This window comes from Fibrella aestuarina BUZ 2, assembly GCF_000331105.1.
GTDB classification, from domain to species: domain Bacteria; phylum Bacteroidota; class Bacteroidia; order Cytophagales; family Spirosomataceae; genus Fibrella; species Fibrella aestuarina.
On sequence record NC_020054.1, the window covers coordinates 1971336 to 1997927 of the forward strand.

Sequence of the window (26592 nt, forward strand, 5' to 3'; positions counted from 1 at the left end):
GCGTATTTATATTAATCGTAAAGCAATAATCGTGTATCGTAGACCAAATAGTACGACGCCTATTCGGCTGCTGATCGTCAATAGCCACCCGATTCAGTACTTCGCGCCGCTCTACCGGGAATTAGCCGCCGACGAGCAGTTCGACGTAGAGGTGTTGTATTGCTCACGGCACGGATTAGCTGGCGAAATTGATCAGCAATTCGGGCAGTCGGTGCAGTGGGATGTTCCGCTGCTTGATGGGTATGCCCACCGGTTTCTGTCAAATCAGTCGCCCAACCCGTCCATTTATTCCTTTTGGGGGCTGCTCAATTTGTCGGTTGTTAAAGCCATCTGGCAGGCGCCGCGCGGGGTAGTGATGGTGTATGGCTGGGCTTATGCCGTATGCTGGCTGGCCATTGTTGCCGCCAAACTAATGGGGCATCAGGTTTGTATGCGAGCTGAAAGTCCGTTGCGGTTTGAAACCAGCAAAAGCCCGTTCTGCCAGCAACTACGGCGCCTGGTACTCGGGCAAGGGCTGCTGAGGCTGGTCGACTATGCGCTTTACATCGGCGAGCAAAACCGGGCCTTCTACCGGCATATGGGCGTTGCCGAACAGAAGCTGATCTTCTGCCCCTACGCTGTTGACAACGCCCGCTTCCAACGGGCGGCGGCTGAACGGTTTCCCCATCGGGCCGGACTGCGCCGTCGGCTGGGCATTGACCAAACGCAGAAAGTGCTGCTCTACTGTGGCAAATACATCCCCAAAAAACGCCCGCTCGACCTGCTGAAGGCCGTTGCGAGCCTGCAACGTACCGACGTGGCGGCGGTGCTGGTGGGTGATGGTCCGCTGCGGCCTGCGCTGGAGGCGTTCTGCCGCGAGCAGCAGTTGCCCAATGTGTACCTGACCGGGTTCGTCAACCAGTCCGAAATCGTCAGCTATTACGCCCTGGCGGATGTATTTGTGCTGTGCTCCGATGAGGCCGAAACCTGGGGGCTGGTTACCAATGAAGCCATGAACGTTGGGCTGCCCGTGGTACTGTCGCAGGCTGTTGGTTGCGCCGACGATCTGGTCAAACCAGGTCAGAATGGATACCAATACCCTTGTGGCAACGTACCTGCGTTGGCTGAAGCCCTCAGAACCCTGCTCGATAGCTCCGCTGCCGACTGGGCTGCCTTCCGCGCCAGTTCGCGGTCGATCATCGATCAATACAGCTATGCACAGACAATCCAGAATTTACAGCGCGCCCTGAGCCAACCGTCCGCCACATGACAATCGTGCTGATTGGCCGCGACGGCTATGAATCGCTGGAGTGGCATTTCCGGGATACGTTCAATCGCATGGGCCATCGGGCCACGATTGTCGACATCAAAGGCGTGACTCTCCTGCCCGAGAAAGCGCAGTATTGGCTGTCGCGGTTTAGTGAACGATACGACCGATCGGTCGGCCGGAAACTGGTTGACCACATCGGCCAGCTGGCTCCCGATTTTGTGCTGGTCGTTTACCGGCATATCCACCCGTCGGTGATCATTGACCTGAAGAAGCGGCTACCCCATTGCCCCATTGCCCAGTACAACCCCGACGCCCTGACCAACCTGGAGCGGCAACAGATTCTTGCCTCGCCGTTCGATGTTTATTTCACGAAAGAGCCCTACATGGCCGACGTGTTTCGGCAGAAAGCAGGCCTCAACGTGGTTTACCTGCCCGAAGCCTTTAACCCACACGTAAACATCCGCCCGACTGGCGACCGGGCTGCGCTGGAAGCCGACACCAGGATAGATGTAATGCTGTACGGAAATCTGTATCCGTACCGAGCCCGTATGGCCGAGCGGCTTATTCAGGCCGGTGTTCGCCTGACAATCTTTGGTTTACCCGCCACGTATATACCCACCGCCGTTAAACAGGTGTTTGTTGGGCGGTACCTGACCGGCGACGAGAAGAACCGGGTTATCCACGGGGCGAAGATCGTGTTCAACAACCTGCACTACGCCGAGGTGTCGTCGGCCAATAAAAAATACTTCGAGATCAACGGGATCGGCGGCTTTCAACTGTGCGATTATAAACCCACGCTGGCTGAGTACAGTGGTGTGCCTGTTGACAAAGTAACCTTCGGCAGCATTGACGATGCCATTGATCGGATCCGGTATTACCTGGATAAACCCACCGAGCGCTACGCGCTGTCCGATCAGCAGTATGCTCATTTTCAAGTGCATCACACCTACGAAAAACGCCTTCAGCAACTGTTAAGCATCGTTTTCGACCATGCGTAGGCTCACGTTGACACCCTGGCTGCAAGGGCAGCGCGCCAGCCCGGCGGTGCAGGCACTGTCGAGCCTGCTGAGTGGGCAATTGGTCAATGCGGGTGCGGGGCTGCTGTTGGGTAAAGCCATTGCGCTCTACGTACCAGCGGCGGTTTTTGGGGACTACAGCCTGGAGTTTGCGACCATGACCCTTAGCCACAGCCTGCTGATTGCGCCCGTGCTGCAATCCCTGAAAACCGCGCAGGCTCAATACGGCTGGGCCACCGTGTTTCCGGTTTATCGCCGGGTGTTGCTGGCGCTCTATGGGCTGGGGGCAATCGGGGCGGGGCTGTACGCAAGCCTGACGGGCAACGTACCTGAGGCTGCCCTGATGCTACTGGCGCTGATGGGGCAGGGCTTCTATGCGGCCCGTAGCGAATACCTGAATCTGCAAGGCCAGTTCAGCACCTACTCGCTGGTGCAGGCTACCTATGGGCTGGCCAATCTGCTGCTGTTTCTGCTGGTGGTCGTCGGGATGGGCATTCAGACGGTTGTTGGCTTATGGCTGGTGCTGGCGCTACTCAATGGACTATTCGCCGCGCTGGTCTGGCGACTTGCCGTGCCAACGAGATCGCTCCAGAAACACGCCCCGCCGACCGACACTGCACCGGGTGCGCCCGCCCTAATCCGCGCACTACGTACCTACGCCACGCCACTGATTGGGCTGGCCGTGTGGTCGTGGCTGTGCAATTACGCCGACCGCTACCTCATCGGCTATTACCTGACCCGCGCCGATGTGGGTATCTACAGCGCTGGGTATGGATTAGGCGCTAAAATGACCTTGCTGGTTGGCCCGTTTATGCTGCACCTGAGCAGTCGTCTGTATCGCCTTCGGAGTGAGGGCGGCGATGGCAACGACGCCTGGACGTTGCAACGGCAATACATCGGCCGGTATGCTGCTGTTGGGCTGGTCGCCTGTCTGGTTTTTTTTCTTGGCCGAAACCTCATCGGGCAATGGCTGCTGTCGGAAGCCTATCAGCCCGCTTTTTTGATTGCCCCCATGGTGGCGCTCGGTTACCTGTTTCTGACGCTCATTCACCTGCACGAAATCAAGTGGTACGTCTACGGCCAGACAACGTTTATCCTGGGACATTATGCTGTCGGTGCGTTTGTCAACATTGGGCTGAACAGCCTGCTGATTCCACTATGGGGGTTGCCAGGCGCCGCTCTGTCCACCGTTTTTAGCTACCTGCTGCAATTGCTGCTGGTCATGTACCTATACCACCGTAGTCGATGAACGCTTCCCACCAACGTACCCAGAACGCCGCTAAAGACCGCCTGTATCAGGCCTATGTGCGGAGCGGACAAGCCCCCACGCTGACCACTATTGCCCCAACTGGCAGCGAGCTGTTTCGCCTCAACCGCCCGTATGTCGATAAGGTCATCCGGCCGTTACTCCCCGCGCAGACCGACGCCCGCATTGTGGACTTGGGCTGTGGCAATGGCTGTTACCTGTACCACGCCAAACAATATGGCTACACCAACCTGCTTGGCGTAGATACCTCGGCGGAGCAGGTGGCACTGGCCCATCAAATCGGCCTCACCGAAGTCCGGCAGCAAAATATCGACTCCTTTTTGGCGACGTACCGGCAACCTACGGATCTGGTGCTGCTCATGGACGTGCTCGAACACCTCACCCTCTCCGAAACCCTCGCCCTGCTCGACGCCGTCTACGCCCTGCTGAAGCCTGGCGGGCGGGTGCTGATCCACGTACCCAACGCCGAGGGCATCTTCGGGATGCGTGTTCGCTACGGCGATCTGACGCACGAGCAGTGCTTCACGCCCAGTTCGATGCGGCAACTGCTGCAAACCGTGGGCTTCCGTCAGCCGGTCTGCTACGAAGATAAGCCCGTCGTTTTTGGCCTCATGTCGCTTGTGAGACGGGTCATCTGGGAACTGACGACGCTACGCTATCGGCTGATGCTGCTGGCCGAAACCGCTACGCGAGGGGCCATTCTGTCACAAAATATGCTGGTCGTCGCCACTAAATAACGCCTTGACTATTTCGATCTTATTTCGCCAGAAAGGTGCCGGGTTTAGTATTGAAGGCGTCTTCGGCTTGCTGGCAACGTACCTGCGCACGCAGCATGCCGTTACCGTCTGCGAAACCCACGTGCCCAATATGGTTATCAGGCCGGGGGCGCTGTGGCAAAACCTGCGGGTGGCCCGCCGCCAACGGGCCGATGTTTACCACATCAGCGGCGATGTGCATTACCTGGCGTTGGCGTTACCGCCTCGCCGCACGGTGCTGACTATCCACGACTGCATCTCGCTGGATCGCGAACGGCAGCGCGGAAACCGGTGGCGCTATTACGCCCTCTGGCTATTGTTCTATTACCTACCCATGCACCGCGTAGCCCGAATTACCACGGTTTCGGACAAATCGCGGCGAGAGCTCATCCGGCATATGGGTCCACTGGCTGAGCGAGTCACGGTCATTCCGAATCCGTGCAATCCCCGCTTTCAACCCAGCCCGAACGTGTTTAACGAAACCAACCCGACGCTGCTCCATATCGAAAATGGGGAACACAAAAACCTCGCCCGGCTGGCGCTAGCGTTGCAGGGTATCAGGTGCAAACTGCTCATCATTGGGCCGTTGACACCTGAACGGGCGGCGCAGCTGGCGGCGCTTGGGATTGTCTACGAACAAAGAGTAAACCTGACCGACGAACAGATGGTAGCCGCGTATAAGGCCTGCGATATGCTTGTTTTTGTGTCGCTCTACGAAGGGTTCGGGTTACCTGTACTGGAAGCCAACGCCACCGGGCGCGTAGTGCTGACGTCGGCAATCGACCCGCTGCGGGACGTAGCTGGCGAGGCCGCGCTGCTGGTCGACCCAACCTCCGTGGCGGCGATTCGGGCGGGTGTGCAACGGTTGATGACCGATGCGGCCCTCCGGCAACGACTCATCACCGCGGGGTATCAGAACGTCGTCAGGTACAAAGCGGAAACTGTTGCCGCACACTATATGGCTGTTTATCAATCGGTTATTTCCTGAGCTATGCACGTTCTTTTTCCCATCGGTACGTTCTATCCGGCGCAATCGGGCGGGCCGAGCAACTCGGTCTATTGGCTGACTAAAGCGTTGCGGCAACAGAGCGTGCAGGTAACCGTCGTTTCCACCGATACCGATCAGCCCGTCGATACGCCGCGTAACCAATGGCTCGACACCGACGCCGGGCGGGTGCGCTACGCCCGAACCCGGCATCATCGGCTACCCATCCGGGCCATCCGTGCGGCGTTGAGCCAACTCCCCACTGCCGACGTAGTGCACCTGACCAGCCTGTTCTACACGACCTCACTGGTCGTGGGCTGGGTGGCATTACAACAGGGAAAGCGGATCGTGTGGTCACCGCGGGGCGAACTGGCCGCCGCCGCTCGTACTCAGCGGACAACCTCAAAGAGAGTAGTGCTCAACTGGCTGAAAGGCTACGCTCATCGCATCACGTTTCACGTAACTTCCGACGCCGAGGCGGCCGACGTACTGGCCGTCTTCGGGCCCACCGCTGCCGTTCTTGAATTGCCCAATTACTTCGAACTGCCACCGCTGGTAGCACGACAGGCTGGCCGCTATCTGGTGTTCTTAGGCCGCCTACACCCGATTAAAGGCTTAGAGAACCTCGTAAAGGCACTGGCTCAAAGTAAAGTGTTTGTTCAGGAAAACTGGTACCTCCGCCTTGTCGGGCCCGACTCAGATGGGTATAGCCACCACCTGCGCGAACTGGCAACGTACCTGGGCATTGCTCATCGAATACAGATCGAGGCGCCCGTAGCTGGGCTTGCCAAAGCGCACTTACTGGCCAATGCGCATGCGTTGCTGCTGCCCTCGCACAGCGAGAATTTCGGCAACGTGGTGATTGAAGCGTTGGCGCAAGGCACACCGGTCATTGCCTCGACGGGCACCCCCTGGCAGCTACTGGCCGACAGACAGGCCGGTTTCTGGGTCAGTAACCAACCCGATTCGCTGGCTGCTGCCCTCGATGCCTGCCTGTCATTACCCAGCCTTGTCTACGCTACCCACCGCCAGAATGCCCGTCGGTTGGCACAGGAGCACTTCGACAGCCGAACAAATGCCTGGCGCTGGGTCGAGGCTTACGAGCGCGTCCTCAATCCAACCTTACTATGTGCGGAATAGCTGGGTTAGTAGCTCGTCGGCAACCCCTGGCCGATCCACAACTGGTCGAGCGCATGACCGGGGCGATGCCTCACCGCGGCCCCGATGCCAGTGGCCTCTGGAGCGAAGGGCCCATTGCCCTGGGGCATCGCCGCCTGTCGATCATCGACCTCAACGAAGCGGCCAACCAGCCGCTGGCCGATGGGGCAGGGCGGTATCGGCTTGTCTTCAACGGGGAAATTTACAACTACCGCGAGCTGCGCGCTCAACTGTCTGGTTATCCGTTTCGGACGCAGTCGGATACCGAGGTGTTGCTGGCCGCTTACACGCGCTGGGGCACGGGTTGCCTTCAGCACCTGAACGGGATGTTTGCCTTTGCGCTCTGGGATCGGCAGACCCAACAACTGCTACTGGCCCGCGACCGGATGGGCAAGAAACCGCTGTACTATTACCTCGATGATCAACACCTGCTGTTCGCTTCGGAAGTGCGGGCGCTGTTGCAAACCGGCCTGGTGCCGCGTCGGCTGAACGACAGCGCGTTACCAACGTACCTGATGTACCAGACCGTGCCCAGCCCCGACACGCTGGTACAAAACGTGCGTCAGATAGAACCGGGGCATTATGCCCTGTTTGCCCGGGACCAATGGGTTGAACAACCTTACTGGGACTTGCTCCAACCAACCCCCGCCGACCCGGTGTTACTCAGCAGCGCAACGGCCGTTCGGGCCGAAGTGCGTCGGCTGATGCAGGGCGCGGTTGCCCGCCGGATGGTCAGCGATGTACCGTTTGGCGCTTTTTTGTCGGGCGGCGTCGATTCGAGTGCCGTGGTGGCCCTTATGGCTCAGCAAAGTGAACAACCCGTTAACACATTCACGATTTCGTTTGCGGAACAACAGGTCGATGAGTCGGCTCAGGCGCGGCAGCTGGCCCGGCGATTCAACACGCGCCATACTGACCTATGCTTACGCCCCACTGACCTGCTGGCCGAATTACCAAAGCTGCTGGCTAGTATGGATCAGCCCAGTGGCGATGGCCCTAACACCTACATGGTGTCGAAACTCACGAAAGAGGCGGGGATTACGGTGGCACTGACTGGCCTGGGGGGCGACGAGTTGTTTGCGGGCTACTCGACCTTCGGGCGGTATGCGCGGCTGCGGCAGTTGCGCTGGCTGTGGCAGTTGCCCGAAGGGCTGCGGCGGCCGGTGCTGAACACCGTCCTGCGGACAATTAACCCGACCAAACGGCAGGCGCTGATCCAGTTGCCATCGCTCGCTCCGCCCCGGCTATTTTCGCTTTTCCGGCAATCGTTTACCGCGTCCGAAGTAGCCACCCTACTAGGCCCGACAGGCGCGAACCCCGTGGCCGATTGGCTGACCCGGCATGACACCGACCTGCGTCGCCTCCCTACCCTGAGTCAGGTGAGTGTAAGTGAGTTGATGAGCTACGCCATGCCATTGCTGCTCCGCGACGCTGACCAGATGAGCATGGCGCACGCGCTCGAACTCCGCGTTCCCTTTTTCGATTATACGCTGATTGAGTTTTTGTTGCAGGTGCCCGATACCTACAAAGCCGCCTCACCGCCGAAGCGTCTGCTCGTCGACGCCCTTCGGCCGTTATTGCCCGAAAGTGTGTTACAGCGGCCTAAAATGGGCTTCAGCTTTCCGTGGGCATCCTGGCTGCGTGGCGACCTGCGGGCCTTTTGCCAGCAACGGCTCGCGCAACTGGCGCAGCGTGACCTGTTTCGGCCCGGTACGATCGAAGCGATGTGGGCTACCTTTTTACGGGCCGAACCGGGCAGTAGCTGGAATCAGCTCTGGCTATTAGTCACGCTCGACGATTGGCTTGAGCGGCATGGCGTCTGACCCAGTTTCAGCGCCGTAGCAACGCTACGTAGTTAGCGGCGGCCGGATAGTTTTCCAGCGAGGCCGAAAAACGACGCCCTACCGGCCATTTGCCCCAGGGCGTCAGGCGGTAGTAATCGAAGTCGCTGCCAAGCAGGTCGAACACGCCTTCGAGCGTATTGCTCGTCTGTTTCCAGAGGTAATTGTATTCAAACTGGATGGCGTGAATCTGCTTGCTTTTCAACGTCTGACTCGCCCCACGGAGCACATTCAGCTCGTGACCCTCCACGTCGATCTTTAGAAAGTCAATGGTCGTCAACTGCTGCTCGGCAACGTACCGGTCGAGGGTCGAGAGTTGAATACGTTCAGCGCGGGGTGGCGCGAGGTCGGCTACGCGTTCACCAAGCGCGTACAATGAGTTGATTCCCCACGTCTCGCCATACACATTTATCGTGGCTTCGGTGCATTGATCCGACAAGCCGAAGTTGTTCAATTTTACGGTTGTATCAATAAGATTTTTACTTAGTTCAAGAAACGTAGAATTGACAGGTTCGAAACAGTGAATACAGGCAAATTGATTGATTGTCAGTATTTTTTGGGCGTATTCGCCAATGTTGCTACCTACATCAATGATAGTAGGTTTATGCTTATATTTGACTAGCCTTGTCAAGAAGCGATACTCGCCATTTCGGGCGGGGTCCGTAAACAGATACCCTTGAAGCGCAGCCGGTAAAGCCGCTATTTTTTCCAGACGTGTCATCAAGTAGTACGGATAGGTGAGTAGGTGCCAAAAATAGTGGAATATACCTGTCGTTAATGCTGCCCGTAACCGTACTCGTATTGACCAAAAATGAAGAGCCCAACGTGTTGCATTGCCTGCGAAGTGTGGTAGGCTGGGCAGCGGCCGTTTTCGTGCTCGATTCAGGCTCAACTGACCGAACGGTTGAGCTGGCCGAGGCAGCGGGAGCAACGGTCTTTCACCGCGATTTCGACAACTACGCCGCCCAACGCAACTACGCCCTTCAGGCGCTGCCGATCGCTACTGACTGGGTGCTGTTTCTGGATGCCGACGAATACATCGATCAGGCGCTTCAACAGGAGATTGGGCATGTTATGACGCAGCCTGCCAGCCATGCAGGCTATTTCATGGCGTTCAAATTCGTGTTTATGAATCGCTGGATACGCCGGGGTGGCTACTACCCAACCTACATTTTGCGGCTGTTCAAACGGGCGGCGGTGCAGCAGATTGACCGGCTCATGGACGAGCAGATCACGGTGAACGGATCGGTGGGGTATCTGCAAACGCCGTTCATCCACCACGACCGAAAGCCGGTGCTGTTCTGGTACGAAAAACACGTCCGGTACGTGCCTTATCAACTGGCTGACCTGACCCCAAAAGAGCAATCCCTGCACTGGGCCGACGCTACGAATCAGCGGGCGCGGAAACGGTGGGTAAAAGAACAGGTCTGGGTACGTATCCCGCCCTTGCTTCGTCCGTTCCTCTACTTCGTGTATCGCTACGTATTGCTGCTAGGGTTTCTGGACGGGCGTGCGGGCTTCATCTTCCACGTCAGCCACGCGTTTCTGTATCAGTTTATGATCGCCGCCGTTTATCTCGACCAGAAAAAGCCGTCGCCTTTAGCCGTTCCTCTGCCCCAATGAACGCCGTAACCTACCATTCCGGCATTGCGCAGGCGTTTGATGAGCGCTACAAGCAGTCACCTGATTTTCAGGAACGGTATCGTGTCTGGGCGGCGCTGCTTGACCAGTATGTGCGGCCGGGCGACCGGGTGCTTGACGCTGGCTGTGGGCCGGGGGTATTCAGCCTGTATGCTGCCCAGCGCGGTGCCACCGTGACGGCCATCGATGCTTCCAACGCCATGATCGACCTGACCCGGCAGGCCGCCCGGCAGGCGCAACTGACGATATGTGCCGAGATCGATTGGCTGCCACTGACGCACGACCGGGGCTGCTTTGACCTTATCCTGTCGTCGAGCGTGCTGGAATACGTACCCAACCTGCCAGGTACGTTGGTCTCTCTCGACCGCCAGGTGGCGGCGGGCGGGCTGCTGATCGTGTCGATGCCCAATCGCCGCTCGGTGTACCGATGTCTCGAACGCATCGGCTACTGGTTCACCGGCCGCCCCGTCTACCTCCGGCACGTGTTGCACTACGCCACCCCCGCTAGGCTGCACCGGCAGCTGCCCGGCTATCAACTCATTTTCCACCAAACCTACGGCGGTACCAATGCCTGCGCACGCCTGTTGCGGTCGTGCTTGCCTGCCCTCCACTCTGACACCCTGTTCGTGGCAGTTTTCCGTAAACAATGACCATACTCAGCATCGTTGGGGCCCGGCCTAATTTCATAAAAGTAGCGCCGCTGCACCGGGCATTTCAGCAACGCTCCGGGGTCACTTCGCGGATTGTCCATACGGGGCAGCACTACGACACCCGGATGAGCGAGGTGTTTTTTCGTCAGCTAAACCTCCCGCAACCTGATTATTACCTCGACGTGGTGGGCGGCTCACCAACCCGCCAAACCGCCGATATCATGACCAAGTTTGAGGACGTGCTGCTGGCCGAAAAACCCGATTGGGTCGTGGTGGTGGGCGATGTGACGAGCACCCTGGCCTGCGCCTTGGTGGCCGTTCGGCAGGGCGTCCGGGTGGCGCACGTAGAGGCGGGGCTACGGTCGGGCGATCGGCGTATGCCGGAAGAAATCAACCGCATCCTGACCGACAGCCTGTCGGACAAGCTATTCGTGACGGAACAGGCCGGGCTCGATAACCTGCTTCGCGAGGGAGTTCCAGCCGATAGGATTCATTTCGTTGGCAACGTGATGATCGACGCGTTGCTACAGTGCCGGGCGCAGGCGAGGTCGCTGAACACGGTGGACACGTTGGGGTTGACGCCCCGACAGTATGTGCTGATGACGATGCACCGTCCCTCTAATGTTGACAGGCCGGAGGGGCTAGAAACCATTATCCGGCTTGTGGCCGATACAGCCCGGCACCAGATGGTTTTGCTGCCGCTGCACCCGCGTACCACAGCCAACCTCAACCGCTTTGGCCTGATGGATAACCTGGCGGCCATTCCAAACGTGCGGCTGCTGGAACCACAGGGCTATCTGGAATTTCTGAACCTGATGGAGCACGCCACGGCGGTGGTAACCGACTCGGGCGGCGTGCAGGAAGAGACCACGTACCTGAACGTACCCTGCTTGACGTTTCGCGACAGCACCGAGCGCCCCGCCACCGTGACCTTAGGTACCAATACCTTACTCGCCGATCTGAACCCCGATGCCGTACAGGCAGCGTTAACTGACGTCTTTACCGGAAATGCCAAACAGGGTAATGTGCCGCCGCTCTGGGACGGCTATGCAGCTAACCGTATTGCGGCTCTTCTACAAAATTCGTAGCCCGTATGCGAAACGCTGTACGCCAGCTCCAGCCCTCGGCTGATGCCCCTTTCTGTTACCTGTAATAGCCTACCATGCGCCAACTGATACAGAATTTGAAGACCGGTGAGACCACGCTCGAAACCGTGCCCGCGCCGCAGGTACGGGCCGGGCAGGTGCTGATCCGAACCCGGCGCTCGCTGGTGTCGCTGGGTACCGAGCGGATGCTGGTCGAGTTTGGCCGGGCCAGTCTGCTGAGTAAAGCCCGCCAACACCCCGACCGGGTAAAGCAGGTACTGGAAAAAATCAGCACCGATGGCCTGATGCCGACGCTCGAAGCGGTGTTTCGCAAGCTCGATCAGCCGCTGCCGCTCGGGTATTGCAACGTCGGCGAGGTGGTGGCCGTGGGCGCGGGCGTAACCGATCTGGCCGTTGGTGATCGGGTGGCGTCAAATGGCCCTCATGCCGAGGTTGTCTGCGTGCCGCGCAACCTGGTGGCCCGCATCCCCGATGGAGTAAGCGATGAGCAGGCCACGTTCACCGTAATCGGGGCCATCGGCCTTCAGGGGATCCGACTGCTCAGCCCGACATTGGGCGAAACCGTAGCGGTAATCGGGCTGGGCCTGATTGGGCTGCTAACGGCGCAGTTGCTGCGGCTCAACGGGTGCCGCGTGATTGGGCTGGACCCCGACGAAACCAAATTGACGCTGGCCCGGCAACTGGGCATCGACGCGCTGAATCCCGCCCAAACCGATGCCGTCAGCGCGGTAACCGAACTGACGGGCGGTGTTGGAGCCGATGGTGTTATCATTACAGCTTCGGCCAAGCTGAACGCAGCCCGAACCGACACGATCATGGCGCAGGCCGCCCGCATGAGCCGAAAACGCGGGCGTATCGTGCTGGTGGGTGTGGTAGGGCTGCACCTCAACCGGGCCGATTTCTACGAGAAAGAGCTGACCTTCCAGGTGTCGTGTTCCTATGGCCCCGGTCGGTACGATACAGCCTATGAACAACACGGCCACGATTACCCGCTGCCCTACGTTCGCTGGACCGAGAACCGCAACTTCCAGACGATTCTCCACCTGATCCAAACGGGTCAATTGCCCGTTGATCCGCTCATCACGGAAGTGGTGCCCCTCACCGACTACCAGCAGATCTACGGGCAGCTAGACCATCCGTCCGGCGCGTCGGCCCGCATCGCATCGTTGCTGAGCTACCCCGACGGCAGCCAGCCCTTGGGTACGTTGGTGACGTTGCGGGAATCGGCCGTTGGCCAAACGGCTGGGGTGATCGGTATGATTGGCGCGGGCAATTTTGCGGCGTCTACGCTGCTGCCCGATTTGCACAAAGCCGGCGCAACCATCCGCACCATCGCCAGCGCCAACGGCCTGAACGGAACACTGTTGGCCAAAAAATATGGTATTGACCGCAGCACCACCAACTACCACGACATGCTGACGGACCCCGCCATCGACCTGTGTGTCATTACCACCCGCCACAACAGCCACGCCCAACTGACCATCGATGCCTTACAGGCGGGGAAGCATGTGTTTGTTGAAAAACCGCTGGCGATCTACGAAGACGAACTGACCGCCATCATCGCCGCGCAGCAAACCGCTGGCCGAATGGTGCTGGTGGGGTTCAACCGTCGGTTTTCGCCAACGGCCCAAAAAGCCAAAGTCCTGCTCGGCGGCGATAACGCCGGGGCGGTGCCCATGAACGTGATTGCGACCATGAACGCCGGGGCCATACCCGCCAACGCCTGGGTGCACGACCGGGCCGTGGGCGGTGGGCGGATTCTGGGCGAAGCCTGCCATTACATCGACCTGATCACGTACCTGACCGGTAGCCGGGTGGTAAGCGTCTGCCTGAATGCGATGGGCCAGCAACCGACCGAGACGACCGACTCGGCGTCGCTGCTGCTGCGGCATGAAAATGGCGCTACTGGGGTCATCAACTACTTCGCCAACGGCAGCAAGGCCTACGCCAAAGAGCGCATCGAGGTGTATTCGCAGGAACGAACCCTGGTGCTCGACAATTTTAAATCCCTCACGGGCTACGGCTTTCAGGGCTTTTCAAGGCTATCGGGTCGGCAGGATAAGGGGCATGCTGAACAGTGTCGGCAACTGATTCAGATGTTGCGTAGCGGCGGGCCATCGCCCATTCCGTTTGGGGAGATCGTCAACACCACCCAGGCTACGCTGGCAGCGCTACGTAGCTTGCAGGAAAGCCGATGGGTGAGCGTATGATCGACATGATCGGCCGCTACTGGCGCACCATCCGGCACCTCACCGCGCGGCAATTGCTGTTTCAGGTCTGGAACCCGCTGCGCGGTCGGCCGCGGCTACGCTGGCATCATCGGGCCGCTACCAACGTACCTAGCCTGCCGCTGCCCATCACGTTCACCTTCCTGAACCAGCCGGTTACGTTCGACGCCGCGATCGACTGGAATTACGCCGCCAACGGAAAACTGTGGACCTATAACCTGAACTACTTCGCGTTTCTGGACGAAGTGTCGGAAGCGGATGGGGCGGCGCTGATACACGACTTTATCCGACAGACTAGCCAGTTGCGCGACGGACTGGAACCCTACCCAACCTCGCTGCGGCTCGTAAACTGGCGGCGATTTCTGATGCAACATCGATTGAATGATCCGCTTATCGATCAGCATCTGTATGCGCAAACGACCTTGCTAAGGTCGCGGCTCGAATACCATCTGGGGGGCAATCACCTGCTCGAAAACGCCTGTGCGCTGCTCATCATGGCCATTCACTTTCGGCAGCAGCTCTGGTATCGGCAGGCGGCCAGGTTGCTTCGGGTCGAACTGAACGAGCAGATTCTGAGCGATGGCGGGCACTACGAACGCAGCCCGGTGTATCATCAACTGCTCACCGACCGGTTGCTCGATGTGTACGAAACGCGAGGCGCCCAGCTCCATCAGATCGACCCGACGCTGATCGAACTGGTCGGGCAGAAGGTGGGCCTGATGCTCGGTTGGTTACAGGCGGTCACCTTCCGAAACGGCGACGTACCCATGGTCAACGATTCGGCTCATGGTGTAGCCCCCTCAACAGCCCAACTGCTCCAGCGGGCAACGTACCTGAACCGGCAACCAACGCCAGTCACACTGGGCGAAAGTGGCTACCGGATGCTGATGACGTCGCGCTTCGAATGCTTTATCGATGTCGGCCCAGTTGGGCCCGATCATCAGCCGGGCCACGCCCATGCCGATACGCTGTCGTTCGTGCTCTACGCCGACGGCCGACCACTCATCATTGATGTGGGTACGTCTACGTACTCGATTGGCCCACGACGCGATTGGGAACGAAGCACCGCAGCACACAACACGGTCACGGTCAACGAGCAAAACTCGTCCGAAGTTTGGGGCGGATTTCGGATAGGGCGGCGCGCGGCGGTCAAACTGCTCAGGGACACGCCAAGGCTGGTGATCGCGCAACACACTGGCTACAGACAGCCATTGGGCGCCACCCACGTTAGAACCTGGCATTTGTCCGACGACCAGACGCTCGTTATTTCAGATCGAGTCGATTTATCAAAAGGTGTAACCAAACAATGGTTTTATTTTGATAAATCAATATATTTAATTCCGCTAGCCGATGGCGTACAGACAGATCAATTCAGGCTCAACGTGTCCTCGGAATCTGATTTTGAGGTGAGCACAAGTGTATGTGAACGGGCTAGTGGTTTCAATCAACGTCGGCCCGCGTCCTGCCTAACGATTCGCTTTGACCAGTCGGTTACCACCACCATCCGTATCATCCCGTGACTGTACTTTTACTGAGTTACTACTTTGAGCCGGATTTAAGTGCCGGCTCGTTCCGCAATACGTCCCTGGCCCATGCGTTGGCCTGTCAGCTTGGCGACGCGGGCAGGGTACACGTCATCACCACCCAACCCAATCGCTACCAGTCGTTTCGGGCCGAAGCCAGCGCCGACGAACAGCACGGTAATCTACGCATCAGCCGAATCGCGGTGCCCAATCACAGCAGTGGGTTTGTCGATCAGATCCGTTCCTACAGCCACTTTTACCGGAGCGCGCTGACCCTGACCCGGCATCAGCCCTACGACCTGATCATTGCCTCGTCGTCGCGCCTGTTTTCGGCGTTTCTGGGCGCCTATCTGGCTCGTCAACAGCAGGTACCGCTCGTGCTCGACATTCGTGATCTGTTTCGGGAAAATATTCTCGAGTTACTCCGCAACCCGGTTGTCAGGCTGGGATTGGGGCCGGTGCTGACCTGGGTCGAACAGTACACCTTTGGCACCGCCCGGCACATCAACCTGGTGTCGGCTGGCTTTGCCGATTATTTCAGCCGGTATCAGCAGGCTACCTACAGCTTCTTCACCAACGGCATCGACGATCCTTTCCTGGATTTTCCTGCCACGCCAACTCGATTGGCTGCCCGGCCGCGCGTTATCCTGTACGCGGGTAACATCGGCGAAGGGCAGGGGCTGGAAAAGATCATTCCCGCCGCGGCGCAGCAGCTAGGAAGTGCTTACCGGTTTGTGGTGATTGGCGACGGTGGCACCAGAGCCCGGCTTCAGCAGGCGGTGCATGAGGCGCAACTGACCAACGTGACCATACACCCACCCATGAGCCGGCACGCCTTACTGGCCGATTATGAACAGGCCGATTACCTGTTTATGCACCTCAACGACCTGAAAGCGTTTGAGCGCTGCCTGCCCTCCAAACTGTTTGAATACGGCGCTACCGACAAACCGCTCATTGCGGGCGTGGCGGGCTATGCTGCTCAGTTTGTTCGGCAATACGTACCAAACAGCCTTGTGTTTGCGCCCGGCGACGTAGCTGCCCTGGTTGAACTACTGCGCCACACGCCTTACCGAAACGAGGTGCGTACGGCGTTCATCGAGCAGTTTCGCCGCCAGACGATCAGCCAGGGGTTGGCAAACCGGGCGCTGGAGGTGGCGGGCTTACCACGGAGCGCCAGGCTGGCAAAGGCCGACGTCGTTTCCTGAATGCCACTAGTTGACCCGCTGCCCGCCTTTCATCACCAGCTTCACATGTCGAATGGTGTTGATCTGTTTGGTCGGATCACCTTCCACGGCAATCAGGTCGGCCAGCAAACCGGCTTTCACGCGGCCCCGGTCGGCCAGGTGAAACACATCGGCGTTGGTAGCGGTGGCCGATCGCAGTACGTCAGTGGGTGTCATGCCGTAGTCGACCATCATCTCGAGTTCGCGGGCATTGTCGCCGTGTGAAAAGACCCCCACGTCGCCCCCAGCGCAGATGATAACGCCCGCCTGCAATGCCTGCCGGAAAGTCTGCCGTTTCTGGCTGATGCGCTCCGGCTCCGGCGTCCCTTTTTTCCAGCCCCGGTACTGGGCAATCGCGTCGCCCGCCGCGAGGGTGGGGCAGAGGGCCGCGCCATGCTGTTTCATCAGCGCAAAAATATCGGGTGTGCCTGCGTCGCCGTGTTCCAGGGTTTCGCACCCGGCCAGAATCGCCCGGCGCATCCCTTCGGCGGTGCTGGCGTGCGCCACCACGCCGCGCCCGCTGCTTTTAGCCACCTCCACAATCGTTTTCAACTCCTCGATGGTGAAAGTCGGGCGGGCTTCGGCCATCAGGCCCCAGCGGTAATCGGCATAGACCTTGATCACGTCGGCCCCTTTGCCAATCTGGCGCCGCACAGCCATGATGAGCCGGTCGTGACCGTCGGCTTCTTCGGCGCCCTGCGGTACGTCGATATCGGGGCTGAACCCTTTGGGTGCGTAGCTGCCCGTGGCGATCAGGGCCCGCGTGGCAATCACCATGCGTGGGCCGGGGATAATGCCCTGGTTGATCGCCTGTTTCAAACCAACGTCATCGTAATCGGCCCCTTCGGTGCCCAGGTCGCGCACGGTGGTAAACCCCGCCCGAAGTGTCTTCTCGGCATGCACTGTTGCCCGCGCGACCCGCAGCGACCGCGCTTCGCGCAGCACCTGATCGTCCCAGGGCGTTTCGTTATACGGATGCAGCAGCAGGTGCGAATGCCCTTCGATCAGGCCGGGCAGTAGGGTGGTATTGGGCAGGTCGATGACCGTCTCAGGTACGTTGGTGAGCTTGGGCAGCGTGGTTGGCAGCCCGACTGCCTCAATCCGCTCGCCACGTACCCGCACCACCCAGCCTTCGTGTAGTTGCTCACCATCGAATACGCGGGCCGGGCGGAGCAGGGTGGTGGGCTGAGCCTGTAGCAGCGAACAGCAGGCCATAAAGAGGGTGCCGTGAAGCAAGCGGTAGACAGCGGTCATAGACGGAAAGCCGGGGGAACATCGTGTGGTTAAACATACAAAAAAAGGCCGCTCTCAAGAGAAAGCGGCCCCGTTTGTCGATGAATGGGTAATATCGGTTAGTTGGCTACTGCCTCTTCGGTCATCACGTCGTCGACGGTGGTGAGGGGCAGGCCAAACGCATCGGCAACACCTTTGTAAACAATTTTTCCGCCCACCACATTCAGGCCTAGCCGAAGCTCGGCGTTGTCGCGGCACGCCTGCTGCCAGCCTTTGTTGGCCAGTTGAAGCGCGTAGGGTAGGGTTGCGTTGGTGAGGGCGACGGTGCTGGTGTAGGGCACGGCACCGGGCATGTTAGCTACGCAGTAGTGTACCACGTCGTCAATAACGTACGTGGGGTCTTCGTGGGTCGTGGGGCGGCAGGTTTCGATGCAACCACCCTGATCAACCGCCACGTCGACGAGCACCGTACCGGGCCGCATCAGCTTCAGCATGTCGCGGGTAACGAGGTGCGGCGCTTTGGCACCGGGAATCAGCACGGCTCCCACGATTAGGTCGGCCTGCTGCACTTCTTCCCGGATGTTATAATCGTTCGACATCATCGTGTCGACGTTGGCGGGCATCACGTCGGCGAGGTAACGCAGGCGGGGCAGGCTGATGTCCATCAGTGTCACATGGGCGCCCAAACCAGCAGCCATGCGGGCGGCTTGCGTGCCCACAATCCCGCCGCCGAGCACGAGCACTTTCGCGGGTTTTACGCCCGGAACGCCGCCCAGCAGGATCCCCCGACCTTTTTGGGGTTTCTCGAGGTATTTAGCTCCTTCCTGAATCGCCATCCGGCCGGCTACTTCCGACATCGGCACCAGCAACGGCAGGCTCCGATCCGTTTTTTCGACCGTTTCGTAAGCCAGGCAAATCGCCTTGCGCTCGATCATGGCGTGGGTCAGTTCCTCCGACGAAGCAAAGTGGAAATACGTGAACAGCAGTTGGTTCTCCTTGATGAGGTTGTACTCCTGCGCGATGGGTTCCTTCACCTTCATGATCATCTCGGCGATGCCGTAGACGTCTTCGATGGTAGGGAGCATCTGCGCACCTGCTGCAATGTATTCGCCGTCTTCAAACCCGCTGCCGACTCCGGCGTTGACCTGTACGTAGACCGTATGACCGTGCTTACGCAGTTCAGCAACACCCGCGGGCGTAAGGGCTACGCGGTTCTCGTTGTTTTTAATCTCTTTGGGAACACCAATGACCATGATGATATGGCTGATTCGTTTGTTGGGAACAAGAAGTAGTACAAAAGTAGGGGGTTAGAATAGAAGGATTGTGTTTGCCTGAAATTTGGGACAAACGCCATTATTCGATTGTTTTGTCAGGAATTTGTTCTGAAAACGGTAAGTTGAACGGCTGTTCGCAGAACAGTTTTCTTTCGGCCCCAGCGGCGGCAGTTTATGGAACTTGATAAAATCGATCGGGCTATTTTGGCCTTGTTACAGGCAAACGCCCAACTCACCATTCAGGAGATCGGGCAGCAGATCAACCTGTCGAAGACGCCCGTGCATGAACGCATCAAACGGCTTGAGCGCGAAGGGATTATCGATCGCTACGTGACGGTGTTGAATAAAAAGAAGCTGGGCAACCGGTTGCAGATTTACTGCCAGGTCACGCTCGACAAACAGAACCGCGACAGCTTCGACGCCTTTGACGTAGCGATTGCCACGCTACCCGAGGTGCTCGACTGCTGCCGGGTATCGGGGGCGTTCGATTACCTGATCAAGTTGATCGTAATGGATATGGATGACTACAACCGCTTTTATCAGGACCAGTTTTCGGTCATTCCGGGTATCGTCCACATCAGTAGTTTCTTCGTGATGGCCGAGGTAAAAAACACAACCGTCGTGCCGGTTTGACGGAGTTCATAGTAAACAGCGCACTACTTTACGGCTATCACCTCCCCGTGTGTCTGTTTCATGACCGTGCGCAGGGCGGGTTTGAGCAACCCGAAGGTAGCGACGGCGGCCTCGCTCAGCCAGGCCCGGCCGAAGAGTTGCTGCACCGTGCGCCCCACCCACAGCCGCCGCCCAAACAACCGCGACCAGTCGGTTTGGTAGGTACGTTCGAGGGTGGGCCGATCCAGTTCGTTTCGTAGAAAGCGCGCCGAAAGGCCGCTTACCAGCTTGGCGCCGTGAATGGCCATCGCCATACCATTGCCGCAGAGCGGCGTAATCAGCCCGGCGGCATCGCCCGCCATTAGTATGTGGTTTTCAACGGCCTGTTTCGGCGCAAACGACACTTCGTTGATTACTTCGGGCCGGTCGTAAAGAAAGGTGGCCTGTTCAAAAACGGCCCGCAGGTGCGGGTTTTGGCACAAGACAGCCTGTTCCATCGCATCGATGCTGCCATGGGTGCGCACGTTGGTGCGGGTCGTCAGGTAGCAAAGGCAGTACTTGTCGTCTTCGATCGCCGACATGCCGCAGTAGCCATCCGGGAAGTTGTGGAGTGCAATCACATCTTTCGGGAAATCAATGCCGCTGATGTGGTATTTCACCCCCACGTAGGGCGACGGGGCCTGCATAAACGCCCGGTCGAGGGTTTTATCGAGTTTGGTTCGTTTGCCGAACGTACCCAGCACGAGTCGGGCAGTGCTTATTTCGCCGTTACCCAGCAATACCGTGAATTGGTCGTCGGCAAACTGCACGTCGGTGACGGTTTGCGCCAGCCGAAACTGCACACCCGCCGCGAGCCCCAGGTGATAGAGTTCATCATCAAGCGTGTAGCGGCTGATGCCAAATCCGCCCAGATCGAGCGGCGCCGTGAGCACCCGCCCCGACGGTGCCGACAGCCAGAACTGACTGATGCGGGCGGCACCCAGCGCGTCGAGATCAATACCCAGCGCCGTTAGGTAAGGCCGCACTTCGTTGGAGACATATTCGCCGCAGACTTTGTGAAAGGGGTAGGTTTTGCGCTCGATCAGCAGCACATCGAAGCCCGCCCGCCTCAGTTCGAGCGCGCCAACCAGTCCCGCCAACCCACCACCAATGATGATCACGTCGTGCATATGCAATAGTAAACGGGAAGTGAGCAAAAGGGTTACGGCGAGATGTGAAAAGGTGCTTATGGGGCCAGTTAATCAATTAGCTGTAATGTATCCTATATCCACAGCTACCTTGGAGAAGCAACGCTAAAATCAGATGTGACTATGAAAAAAATACTATACGTAGCTATAGTAGTGCTCATTGCAGCATGCGGCAAGAAAAATGACACCGTGGCCCCCGATGCAGCGGCTAAAATTGCGGGTACGTATACGGTCTCTCGCTTTGCCTTGTCGGGGTCAGGCGCTAATGACTTCGACGCGACGTTGCCTCGTTCAGGTACGATAAACGGTGTAAACGTTACCCAGTCGGGTCAATTGGTGATAACACGACAGAACGAATCAAGCGTTTCGCTGTCGTTAACGGTCAAAACGACTGGCCAAGCCGATGACACTACCGACCTTGGCACTGCCGAGGTGAAAGGGTCAGACCTCTATGACGGCGCAACAAAAATCGGAACGGCTGACGGGACGAATTTGAGCATCGATGCAACAGACAACGGCGTGCGGGTAATTATTACGGCTAAGAAATAGGCTCGCTTAGTTTCCAACCAACAGGAAAGCCCGCTATAGCTATAGCGGGCTTTCCTGTTGGTTGGAAGGCGTAATTCTGCTACGGCTTCACCAAAATCTTACCCCAGCGACCGGGTGCGTCGGCATGTCCGACAGCCTTTTTGATGTCGTCCAGGCCGTAGCTGGCTTCGACGGGCAGTTGAATTTTTCCCGACGAAAGCGCTTCAATGACTTCACGACTTACCCGTTGACGGGCTTCGGGGGTGGCGCGGCGCATCCAGTCGGTGAGCCAGAAACCTTTGATCGTCAGTTCGCGGAAAATCATCAGGCCGGCGTTGAGCATCGGGTCTTGCCGGCTCAGCAGGCCGTAGATGAGCATCGTGCCCCCTCGGCCCAGGCATTTCATGGCTTCGGTAGCTGTGTGGCCGCCTACCGCATCGAGTACGCACAGCACGCCCTGCCCGTCGGTAATCTGTTTGACGCGGGTCGCCATGTCGTCGGTTTCGGTGTTGATTACCTCCGTCAGGCCGAGTTTTTTAAGTTCGTCGTTCAGGTCGTCGCGCCGCACCGTACCGATGGTTTTGATGCCCCGTTGCTGGCAAAGCTGGATGACCATTTTTCCGAAAGCCGAACCCGCGGCGGTAAGCATCAGCCAACCGTCGGCCTGCACGCCTGAGGCTTCCACCATCGCGAAGGCCGTGAACGGATTAACGAAGAGCTGGGCGGCCACTTCATCAGGAATGGCGTCGGGAACGGGGATCAACCCCTTATGATGAGCGATGGCGTATTCGCTCCACGTACCCACGCCCGTAAAGCTAACGCGCTGACCCACTGGCAGGGTAACGCCGTCGCCTACCGCGTCGATCACGCCCATGCCCTCGAAACCGGCACCCGACGGGAGCTGGGGGCGGATTCCGTACAGGTTCTGCACGAACATGATGTCGGACGGATTGATGGGGCTGGCAATGACTTTGATACGTACCTCACCCGGGCCGGGTTGTGGCAGGTCTTTCTCGACAACGGCGAGGATATCGGCGGGTTTGCCGGTTCGGTCAAACTGAATAGTTTTCATGATAAACAGGACAACGCACGGGTCAGAGCGCGTTGGTTGATAGAAGATGGTCTGGGCCGAATGGCGGTGGTTGTTCCCATAGCAACCCACGACGGGTGACTATGTTTGTCGGGAAATTGCACGAATATTTGTTACAATTGACAAATTGAATCCCCCTACCCGGTCGCTCGTGACGTGCGGCTTTCCTAAACTCGTTCATTTACATGCAAACCTCTCCATTCTTAGGTGAACTTATTGGTACTATGGTGCTGCTGCTACTCGGCGACGGCGTTGTGGCCAACGTGGTACTGAAGCAAACAAAAGGCAATAGCGGCGGCTGGATCGTCATCACCACGGGCTGGGCTTTCGCGGTGACCATCGCCATTTTTGTGGCCAAAGCCTTTGGCAGTATCGACGCCCATCTGAACCCGGCCGTCACGCTGGCGTTTGCCGTTGCCACCAATGATTACAGCCATGTCATTCCTTTTTTTACGGCTCAGATGCTGGGTGGCGTGCTGGGCGGCATACTGGTGTGGCTGCTCTACCTGCCGCACTGGGCCGTCACGCCCGATCCGGGCGATAAGCTGGCCGTTTTCTGCAACAGCCCCGCCATCCGCAAAACGGGGCCTAACCTGCTGAGTGAAGCCATCGCCACGACGGTGTTTATTCTGGGTTTGTCGGGCATCTCGTCCAAAGCGCTGGGTGTGTTGGCAACGGGCGTTGGCCCCTACCTGGTGGGGGTACTGGTCTGGAGCATCGGCTTGTCGCTGGGTGGCCCCACGGGCTACGCCATCAACCCGGCCCGTGATTTGGGGCCGCGCGTGGCGCATGCGTTGTTACCCATCCCGGGCAAAGGATCGTCGGACTGGGCCTATGCCTGGATACCCGTAGCCGGTCCGCTGATTGGTGCGGCGGTGGGGGGCGTGCTGATTCAGCTGTTTGCCTTATAAACGTACTTGGCGGCATTCCCGAACGCATTGCGCCGTAAGTTTGCGGGCATGGCTTTTATCCAGACAGACGCCTATACGCTGCGTAACTACGAGTGCGACGCCGCCGGCCGACTGAGCATCCCCGCGCTGATGAACCTGATGCAGGAATCGGCCAATCGCAACGCCTACGATTACGGAATCGATAGCGAAACCCTGCAAGCCAACGGGCTGGGCTGGATGCTGATGCGCTTTGGGCTGGTGATGCACCACTACCCGCGCAGTGGGCAGACGATCCGGATTGTAACGTACCCAACGGGTGTGGAGAAGTTCTTTGTCTATCGCGATTTTCGGGTATATGCCGATGCGGTGTTATTGGCCGAAGCGACCAGCACCTGGCTGGTGTTCGATAGCCATAAGCGCACGATGGTACCCACGCCCGATTTTATCCGTTCACTGGTTTGCCCCGACGTCGACCAGCCATCGCCGCGCTTACCGCTCAAGCCCAATTATCCATCGGTTGAGGTTGCAGAGGAAGCTCAGGCCGTTACGGTGGGCTGGTTTGACATCGACAGTAATCAGCACGTCAACAATGTCGTCTACATCCGGTGGCTGCTCGAACAATTGCCAGATGCCGTGCTGCAAACGCAGGAACTGGCCGAACTCGATGTGGTATACCGCAACGAAACTCACTGGCACGAACGGGTGCTGGTGCAGCATCAGGCCGACGACGCAGGTACGTTCCATCACCGCCTCGCGCTGGCCGAAACCGGCAAAGATGTGTTGCTGGCCAGAACCCGCTGGCGTCGCTGAAAATTAGAATCGCCAGCGGGCCTGTAGTTTCAGTTCGGTTTTGTGGGGTGCGGAAATCAGGTCGAGGTCAGAGCCGATGTCGGGCTGGTTGGTCAGATCGGTTCGGGCGTAGCGAAACCAGAGGTCGAGGTGTTTGCTGGCCGTGTAGCGGGCGAGGAGGTAATGTCGGATGCCCCGATCGAAATAGGCCGGAAACGAAAACGCATACAGCACATCGCGCTCATATACGTACTGGCGACTGTCGTAATCGTCGGTGCCGAACAGAGCTATGCGCCCGCTCAGGCTCCAGCGGCCGCGTTCGTAGGTGGCGTCCTGCACTAGCGCAAAGCCCCGTGAACTGCTGGCTGCCGACGCATACCCAAACGTACCCGCCTGTAGCCGAGACCGCATCGTCAGGTAAGGCATTAGGCTGTAGTCGGCCGTTAGGGCCAGATTGCGGCGGGTAGTTTCGGTCAGAGCCTTCGGTGAGGTTTTGCTATCGGGGCTGTTTTTCTGTTTGTGTTCGTCATGGAAAATAAGCGCCAATCGGGTTTGCCGATTGGGGGCATACGTGGCCGATAGCAGGTAATCGAACCCACCCGACGGTCCATCGACAAGGTATTTCCACCACGGAAACCGGAACCCATCGAAGAAACCACTGAGCGTCAGTTTCCGGTAGACGCTGTACTTGAACCCGCCATACAGGCCTGTTTCGTTGATGGGTCGGCTGCTTTCGCTGAATGAATTGGCGTAAAAACTGTGAAAATTCCGGTCGTAGTGCCGCGCCAGTACGGCCAGGTCGAGGCGTCGGCTGATGCCCACCAACGTACCCAGCACGGCGCCCAGCCCGCCACTGTCGGTGAGGGAGCCGCTGCTGTAGGCCATTTCGCTAAACAGATTGACGTTGCGCCAGACGTACCCACCATGTAGCCCAACGAGGCGGTTCTGCGTGCCGCTGAACTCATAGTTGTTGTAGGGTAAATCGCGCTTCTGAATGGGTTTGTCGAACGTCGTTTGTAGGTACGTCAGGCCCAGTTGCAAGCTGTTTCGCTGGAAGTGCAGGTGCCCGCCCAGATTGGTTTCCGCCACCGCCCGCAGATCGAGCAGATCGCCCGACGTTTGGTGCAGACCCGACGTCAGAAATGACGTAACCACATCGGCATCAGTCGGCGTTTTACCCAGTGCTACGTTGGCATCCCGCCGGTTGCGGGCCGCAAAGAGCGTCAGGTCGAGGTATGGGGTTAGCGCGTAAGTTGCCGACAAGCCCCGCAGATAACCGTACTCACTCAGCGAGGTGTATGGCCTGGCCCCCAGCGTGGGCCGCCGCACGGTCAGGATTGTTTCGGCGTTTTTGCCCAGCGAAAACCCCGCCGACAGCATCAGGCCCTGCCCAATCTGCTGCTGGAAATCACCGAGAATGATATTCTTCCAACGCCCCCGACGCTGAATCTGCGCATGAAACGAAACAAAGTCGGGACCGTATTGGCGCATGGCCGGGCTCCAGCGAAACACCTCGCCGGGATCCTGTTCCAGCGTTAGTCCGATGCTGTAGGTGCCGGGGCGGCTGTTTCGGTAGCGCGCATACCACCCGCCGGGACTGCCCAGGTAGCGCGTCGGCAGCGTGCCGTTCTTGCTGGGTATGGCTTCCGAAAAGCCTTTCTGCGTTTCCAGGACACGCTCGTAGCGGGTCAGTACGTAGTGATCCGACGGGCTGGGTAGGTTAGCGATGAGCGTCGCCGTGCGCACCGTCACGAACGCCCGTATCCGCTGAATGGTAGATACGTCGAAATCAGGTATGGTCTGTAGCTCGGCTATGTCGAGCAGCGGCCCATTGGCGGCGCGGTAGGTGAGCAGGCTGGTAAGTTGGCGCTCGCTAAGCAGGTACGTGGCTGCCAGTTCATCGCGGGTGGCCGTGTTCAGGTCGAGGGGATTGCTGTAGAGCTGCGCCAGATTGTCGAACAGCGTTTGGTAATCGATGCCCTCGGCCTGCGTCGGAAATAACTCCTGAAAAAGCTGATTCAGCGCATCGTCAGTACGAGCCGGCGTCAGGGGAACCATCGGTCTGGGAGTGGATGCCTGCGCGACAACAGCAACGGGCAGCAAACACCCCACTAAGGCGGGTAGATAATGGCGTAAAGTCAAGATATGTAGCGGTCGGTGGGAGCGCGAAAGCTACTGGCCATCTCACTAAAAATCAAGGCAAACGGTGACTTGTGCTGTTTTTAGTTGATTGATACTGTACGGTCTGCCTAATGTGGGCGAATTTAGATCATTGATATCCCGGTGGATCTTGACGATGAAAAGCTCAGCCGTAGAATGTCGCTTACGAACCTCTGGACTGTCTATT

General features: G+C 58.5%; 23 protein-coding genes. 17 read left to right on the forward strand and 6 right to left on the reverse strand.

Annotated elements, in window-relative coordinates:
* Positions 1–31: 31 nt before the first annotated feature.
* The 7 genes from FAES_RS07950 to asnB are packed head-to-tail and all read left to right on the forward strand — an operon-like array spanning position 32 to position 8253.
* Complete coding sequence (locus FAES_RS07950; protein WP_015330692.1) at positions 32–1249, forward strand: glycosyltransferase family 4 protein; 1218 nt, start codon at positions 32–34, stop codon at positions 1247–1249.
* Positions 1246–2247 (forward strand): CgeB family protein, encoded by a 1002-nt coding sequence (locus FAES_RS07955; RefSeq protein ID WP_015330693.1) that lies wholly within the window; start codon positions 1246–1248, stop codon positions 2245–2247. The genes FAES_RS07950 and FAES_RS07955 overlap by 4 nt, the downstream gene beginning before the upstream one ends.
* Positions 2240–3514 carry a lipopolysaccharide biosynthesis protein gene (locus FAES_RS07960; protein WP_015330694.1) on the forward strand — a complete coding sequence of 425 codons (1275 nt, stop codon included), beginning with the start codon at positions 2240–2242 and terminating at the stop codon, positions 3512–3514. The genes FAES_RS07955 and FAES_RS07960 overlap by 8 nt, the downstream gene beginning before the upstream one ends.
* The gene (locus tag FAES_RS07965) at positions 3511–4269 is read left to right on the forward strand and encodes a class I SAM-dependent methyltransferase (RefSeq protein ID WP_015330695.1); all 759 of its coding nucleotides are present in this window, start codon (positions 3511–3513) and stop codon (positions 4267–4269) included. The genes FAES_RS07960 and FAES_RS07965 overlap by 4 nt, the downstream gene beginning before the upstream one ends.
* A gap of 4 nt (positions 4270–4273) precedes the next feature.
* Positions 4274–5275 carry a glycosyltransferase family 4 protein gene (locus FAES_RS07970; protein WP_015330696.1) on the forward strand — a complete coding sequence of 334 codons (1002 nt, stop codon included), beginning with the start codon at positions 4274–4276 and terminating at the stop codon, positions 5273–5275.
* Positions 5276–5278: 3 nt separating this feature from the next.
* Positions 5279–6412, forward strand: a complete 1134-nt coding sequence (locus tag FAES_RS07975) for a glycosyltransferase (RefSeq protein ID WP_015330697.1) — start codon at positions 5279–5281, stop codon at positions 6410–6412.
* Positions 6400–8253: an asparagine synthase (glutamine-hydrolyzing) gene (asnB, locus tag FAES_RS07980; RefSeq protein WP_015330698.1), complete on the forward strand. Its 1854-nt coding sequence runs from the start codon at positions 6400–6402 to the stop codon at positions 8251–8253. The genes FAES_RS07975 and asnB overlap by 13 nt, the downstream gene beginning before the upstream one ends.
* Positions 8254–8260: 7 nt before the next feature.
* On the opposite strand, the gene FAES_RS29515 is transcribed toward asnB, so the two are convergent.
* The gene (locus FAES_RS29515) at positions 8261–8992 is read right to left on the reverse strand and encodes an FkbM family methyltransferase (protein WP_015330699.1); all 732 of its coding nucleotides are present in this window, start codon (positions 8990–8992) and stop codon (positions 8261–8263) included.
* Between the two features lie 56 nt (positions 8993–9048).
* Between FAES_RS29515 and FAES_RS07990 the strand changes: the two genes are divergently transcribed.
* From FAES_RS07990 to FAES_RS08015, 6 genes are all read left to right on the forward strand, one after another.
* Positions 9049–9894 (forward strand): glycosyltransferase family 2 protein, encoded by an 846-nt coding sequence (locus FAES_RS07990; RefSeq protein ID WP_015330700.1) that lies wholly within the window; start codon positions 9049–9051, stop codon positions 9892–9894.
* A complete protein-coding gene (locus tag FAES_RS07995) occupies positions 9891–10562 on the forward strand; it encodes a class I SAM-dependent methyltransferase (RefSeq protein WP_015330701.1) in 672 nt (223 codons plus the stop codon). Before FAES_RS07990 ends, FAES_RS07995 begins: the two co-directional genes overlap by 4 nt.
* Entirely contained in the window at positions 10559–11650 is a 1092-nt protein-coding gene (gene wecB / locus FAES_RS08000) for a non-hydrolyzing UDP-N-acetylglucosamine 2-epimerase (protein ID WP_015330702.1), read from the forward strand. The genes FAES_RS07995 and wecB overlap by 4 nt, the downstream gene beginning before the upstream one ends.
* 74 nt (positions 11651–11724) lie before the next feature.
* Complete coding sequence (locus FAES_RS08005) at positions 11725–13878, forward strand: bi-domain-containing oxidoreductase (RefSeq protein ID WP_015330703.1); 2154 nt, start codon at positions 11725–11727, stop codon at positions 13876–13878.
* Positions 13875–15416 (forward strand): alginate lyase family protein, encoded by a 1542-nt coding sequence (locus FAES_RS08010; protein ID WP_041257658.1) that lies wholly within the window; start codon positions 13875–13877, stop codon positions 15414–15416. The genes FAES_RS08005 and FAES_RS08010 overlap by 4 nt, the downstream gene beginning before the upstream one ends.
* Positions 15413–16624: a glycosyltransferase family 4 protein gene (locus FAES_RS08015; protein ID WP_015330705.1), complete on the forward strand. Its 1212-nt coding sequence runs from the start codon at positions 15413–15415 to the stop codon at positions 16622–16624. The genes FAES_RS08010 and FAES_RS08015 overlap by 4 nt, the downstream gene beginning before the upstream one ends.
* 6 nt (positions 16625–16630) lie before the next feature.
* Here the strand turns inward: FAES_RS08015 and FAES_RS08020 are convergent, their stop codons facing one another.
* Complete coding sequence (locus FAES_RS08020) at positions 16631–17896, reverse strand: metal-dependent hydrolase family protein (RefSeq protein ID WP_015330706.1); 1266 nt, start codon at positions 17894–17896, stop codon at positions 16631–16633.
* 98 nt (positions 17897–17994) lie between these two features.
* The gene (ald, locus tag FAES_RS08025; protein WP_015330707.1) at positions 17995–19128 is read right to left on the reverse strand and encodes an alanine dehydrogenase; all 1134 of its coding nucleotides are present in this window, start codon (positions 19126–19128) and stop codon (positions 17995–17997) included.
* A 195-nt stretch (positions 19129–19323) separates the two neighbouring features.
* Between ald and FAES_RS08030 the strand changes: the two genes are divergently transcribed.
* Positions 19324–19782, forward strand: a complete 459-nt coding sequence (locus tag FAES_RS08030; protein ID WP_015330708.1) for an Lrp/AsnC family transcriptional regulator — start codon at positions 19324–19326, stop codon at positions 19780–19782.
* A gap of 23 nt (positions 19783–19805) precedes the next feature.
* Here the strand turns inward: FAES_RS08030 and FAES_RS08035 are convergent, their stop codons facing one another.
* Complete coding sequence (locus FAES_RS08035; protein ID WP_015330709.1) at positions 19806–20930, reverse strand: NAD(P)/FAD-dependent oxidoreductase; 1125 nt, start codon at positions 20928–20930, stop codon at positions 19806–19808.
* Positions 20931–21071: 141 nt separating this feature from the next.
* Here FAES_RS08035 and FAES_RS08040 point away from each other — a divergent pair, with 141 nt between their 5' ends.
* Positions 21072–21497, forward strand: a complete 426-nt coding sequence (locus FAES_RS08040) for a hypothetical protein (RefSeq protein ID WP_041257659.1) — start codon at positions 21072–21074, stop codon at positions 21495–21497.
* A gap of 79 nt (positions 21498–21576) precedes the next feature.
* On the opposite strand, the gene FAES_RS08045 is transcribed toward FAES_RS08040, so the two are convergent.
* Positions 21577–22548 (reverse strand): zinc-binding dehydrogenase, encoded by a 972-nt coding sequence (locus tag FAES_RS08045; RefSeq protein ID WP_015330710.1) that lies wholly within the window; start codon positions 22546–22548, stop codon positions 21577–21579.
* A 203-nt stretch (positions 22549–22751) separates the two neighbouring features.
* On the opposite strand from FAES_RS08045, the gene FAES_RS08050 reads away from it, so the two are divergent.
* Complete coding sequence (locus FAES_RS08050) at positions 22752–23477, forward strand: MIP/aquaporin family protein (protein WP_015330711.1); 726 nt, start codon at positions 22752–22754, stop codon at positions 23475–23477.
* Positions 23478–23504: 27 nt separating this feature from the next.
* Positions 23505–24266, forward strand: coding sequence for an acyl-[acyl-carrier-protein] thioesterase (locus FAES_RS08055; RefSeq protein WP_229364444.1), 762 nt, complete (start codon positions 23505–23507; stop codon positions 24264–24266).
* A 3-nt stretch (positions 24267–24269) separates the two neighbouring features.
* On the opposite strand, the gene FAES_RS08060 is transcribed toward FAES_RS08055, so the two are convergent.
* On the reverse strand, positions 24270–26303 hold the full coding sequence (locus FAES_RS08060; RefSeq protein WP_015330713.1) for a ComEA family DNA-binding protein: 2034 nt from the start codon (positions 26301–26303) through the stop codon (positions 24270–24272).
* Positions 26304–26592: the final 289 nt, after the last annotated feature.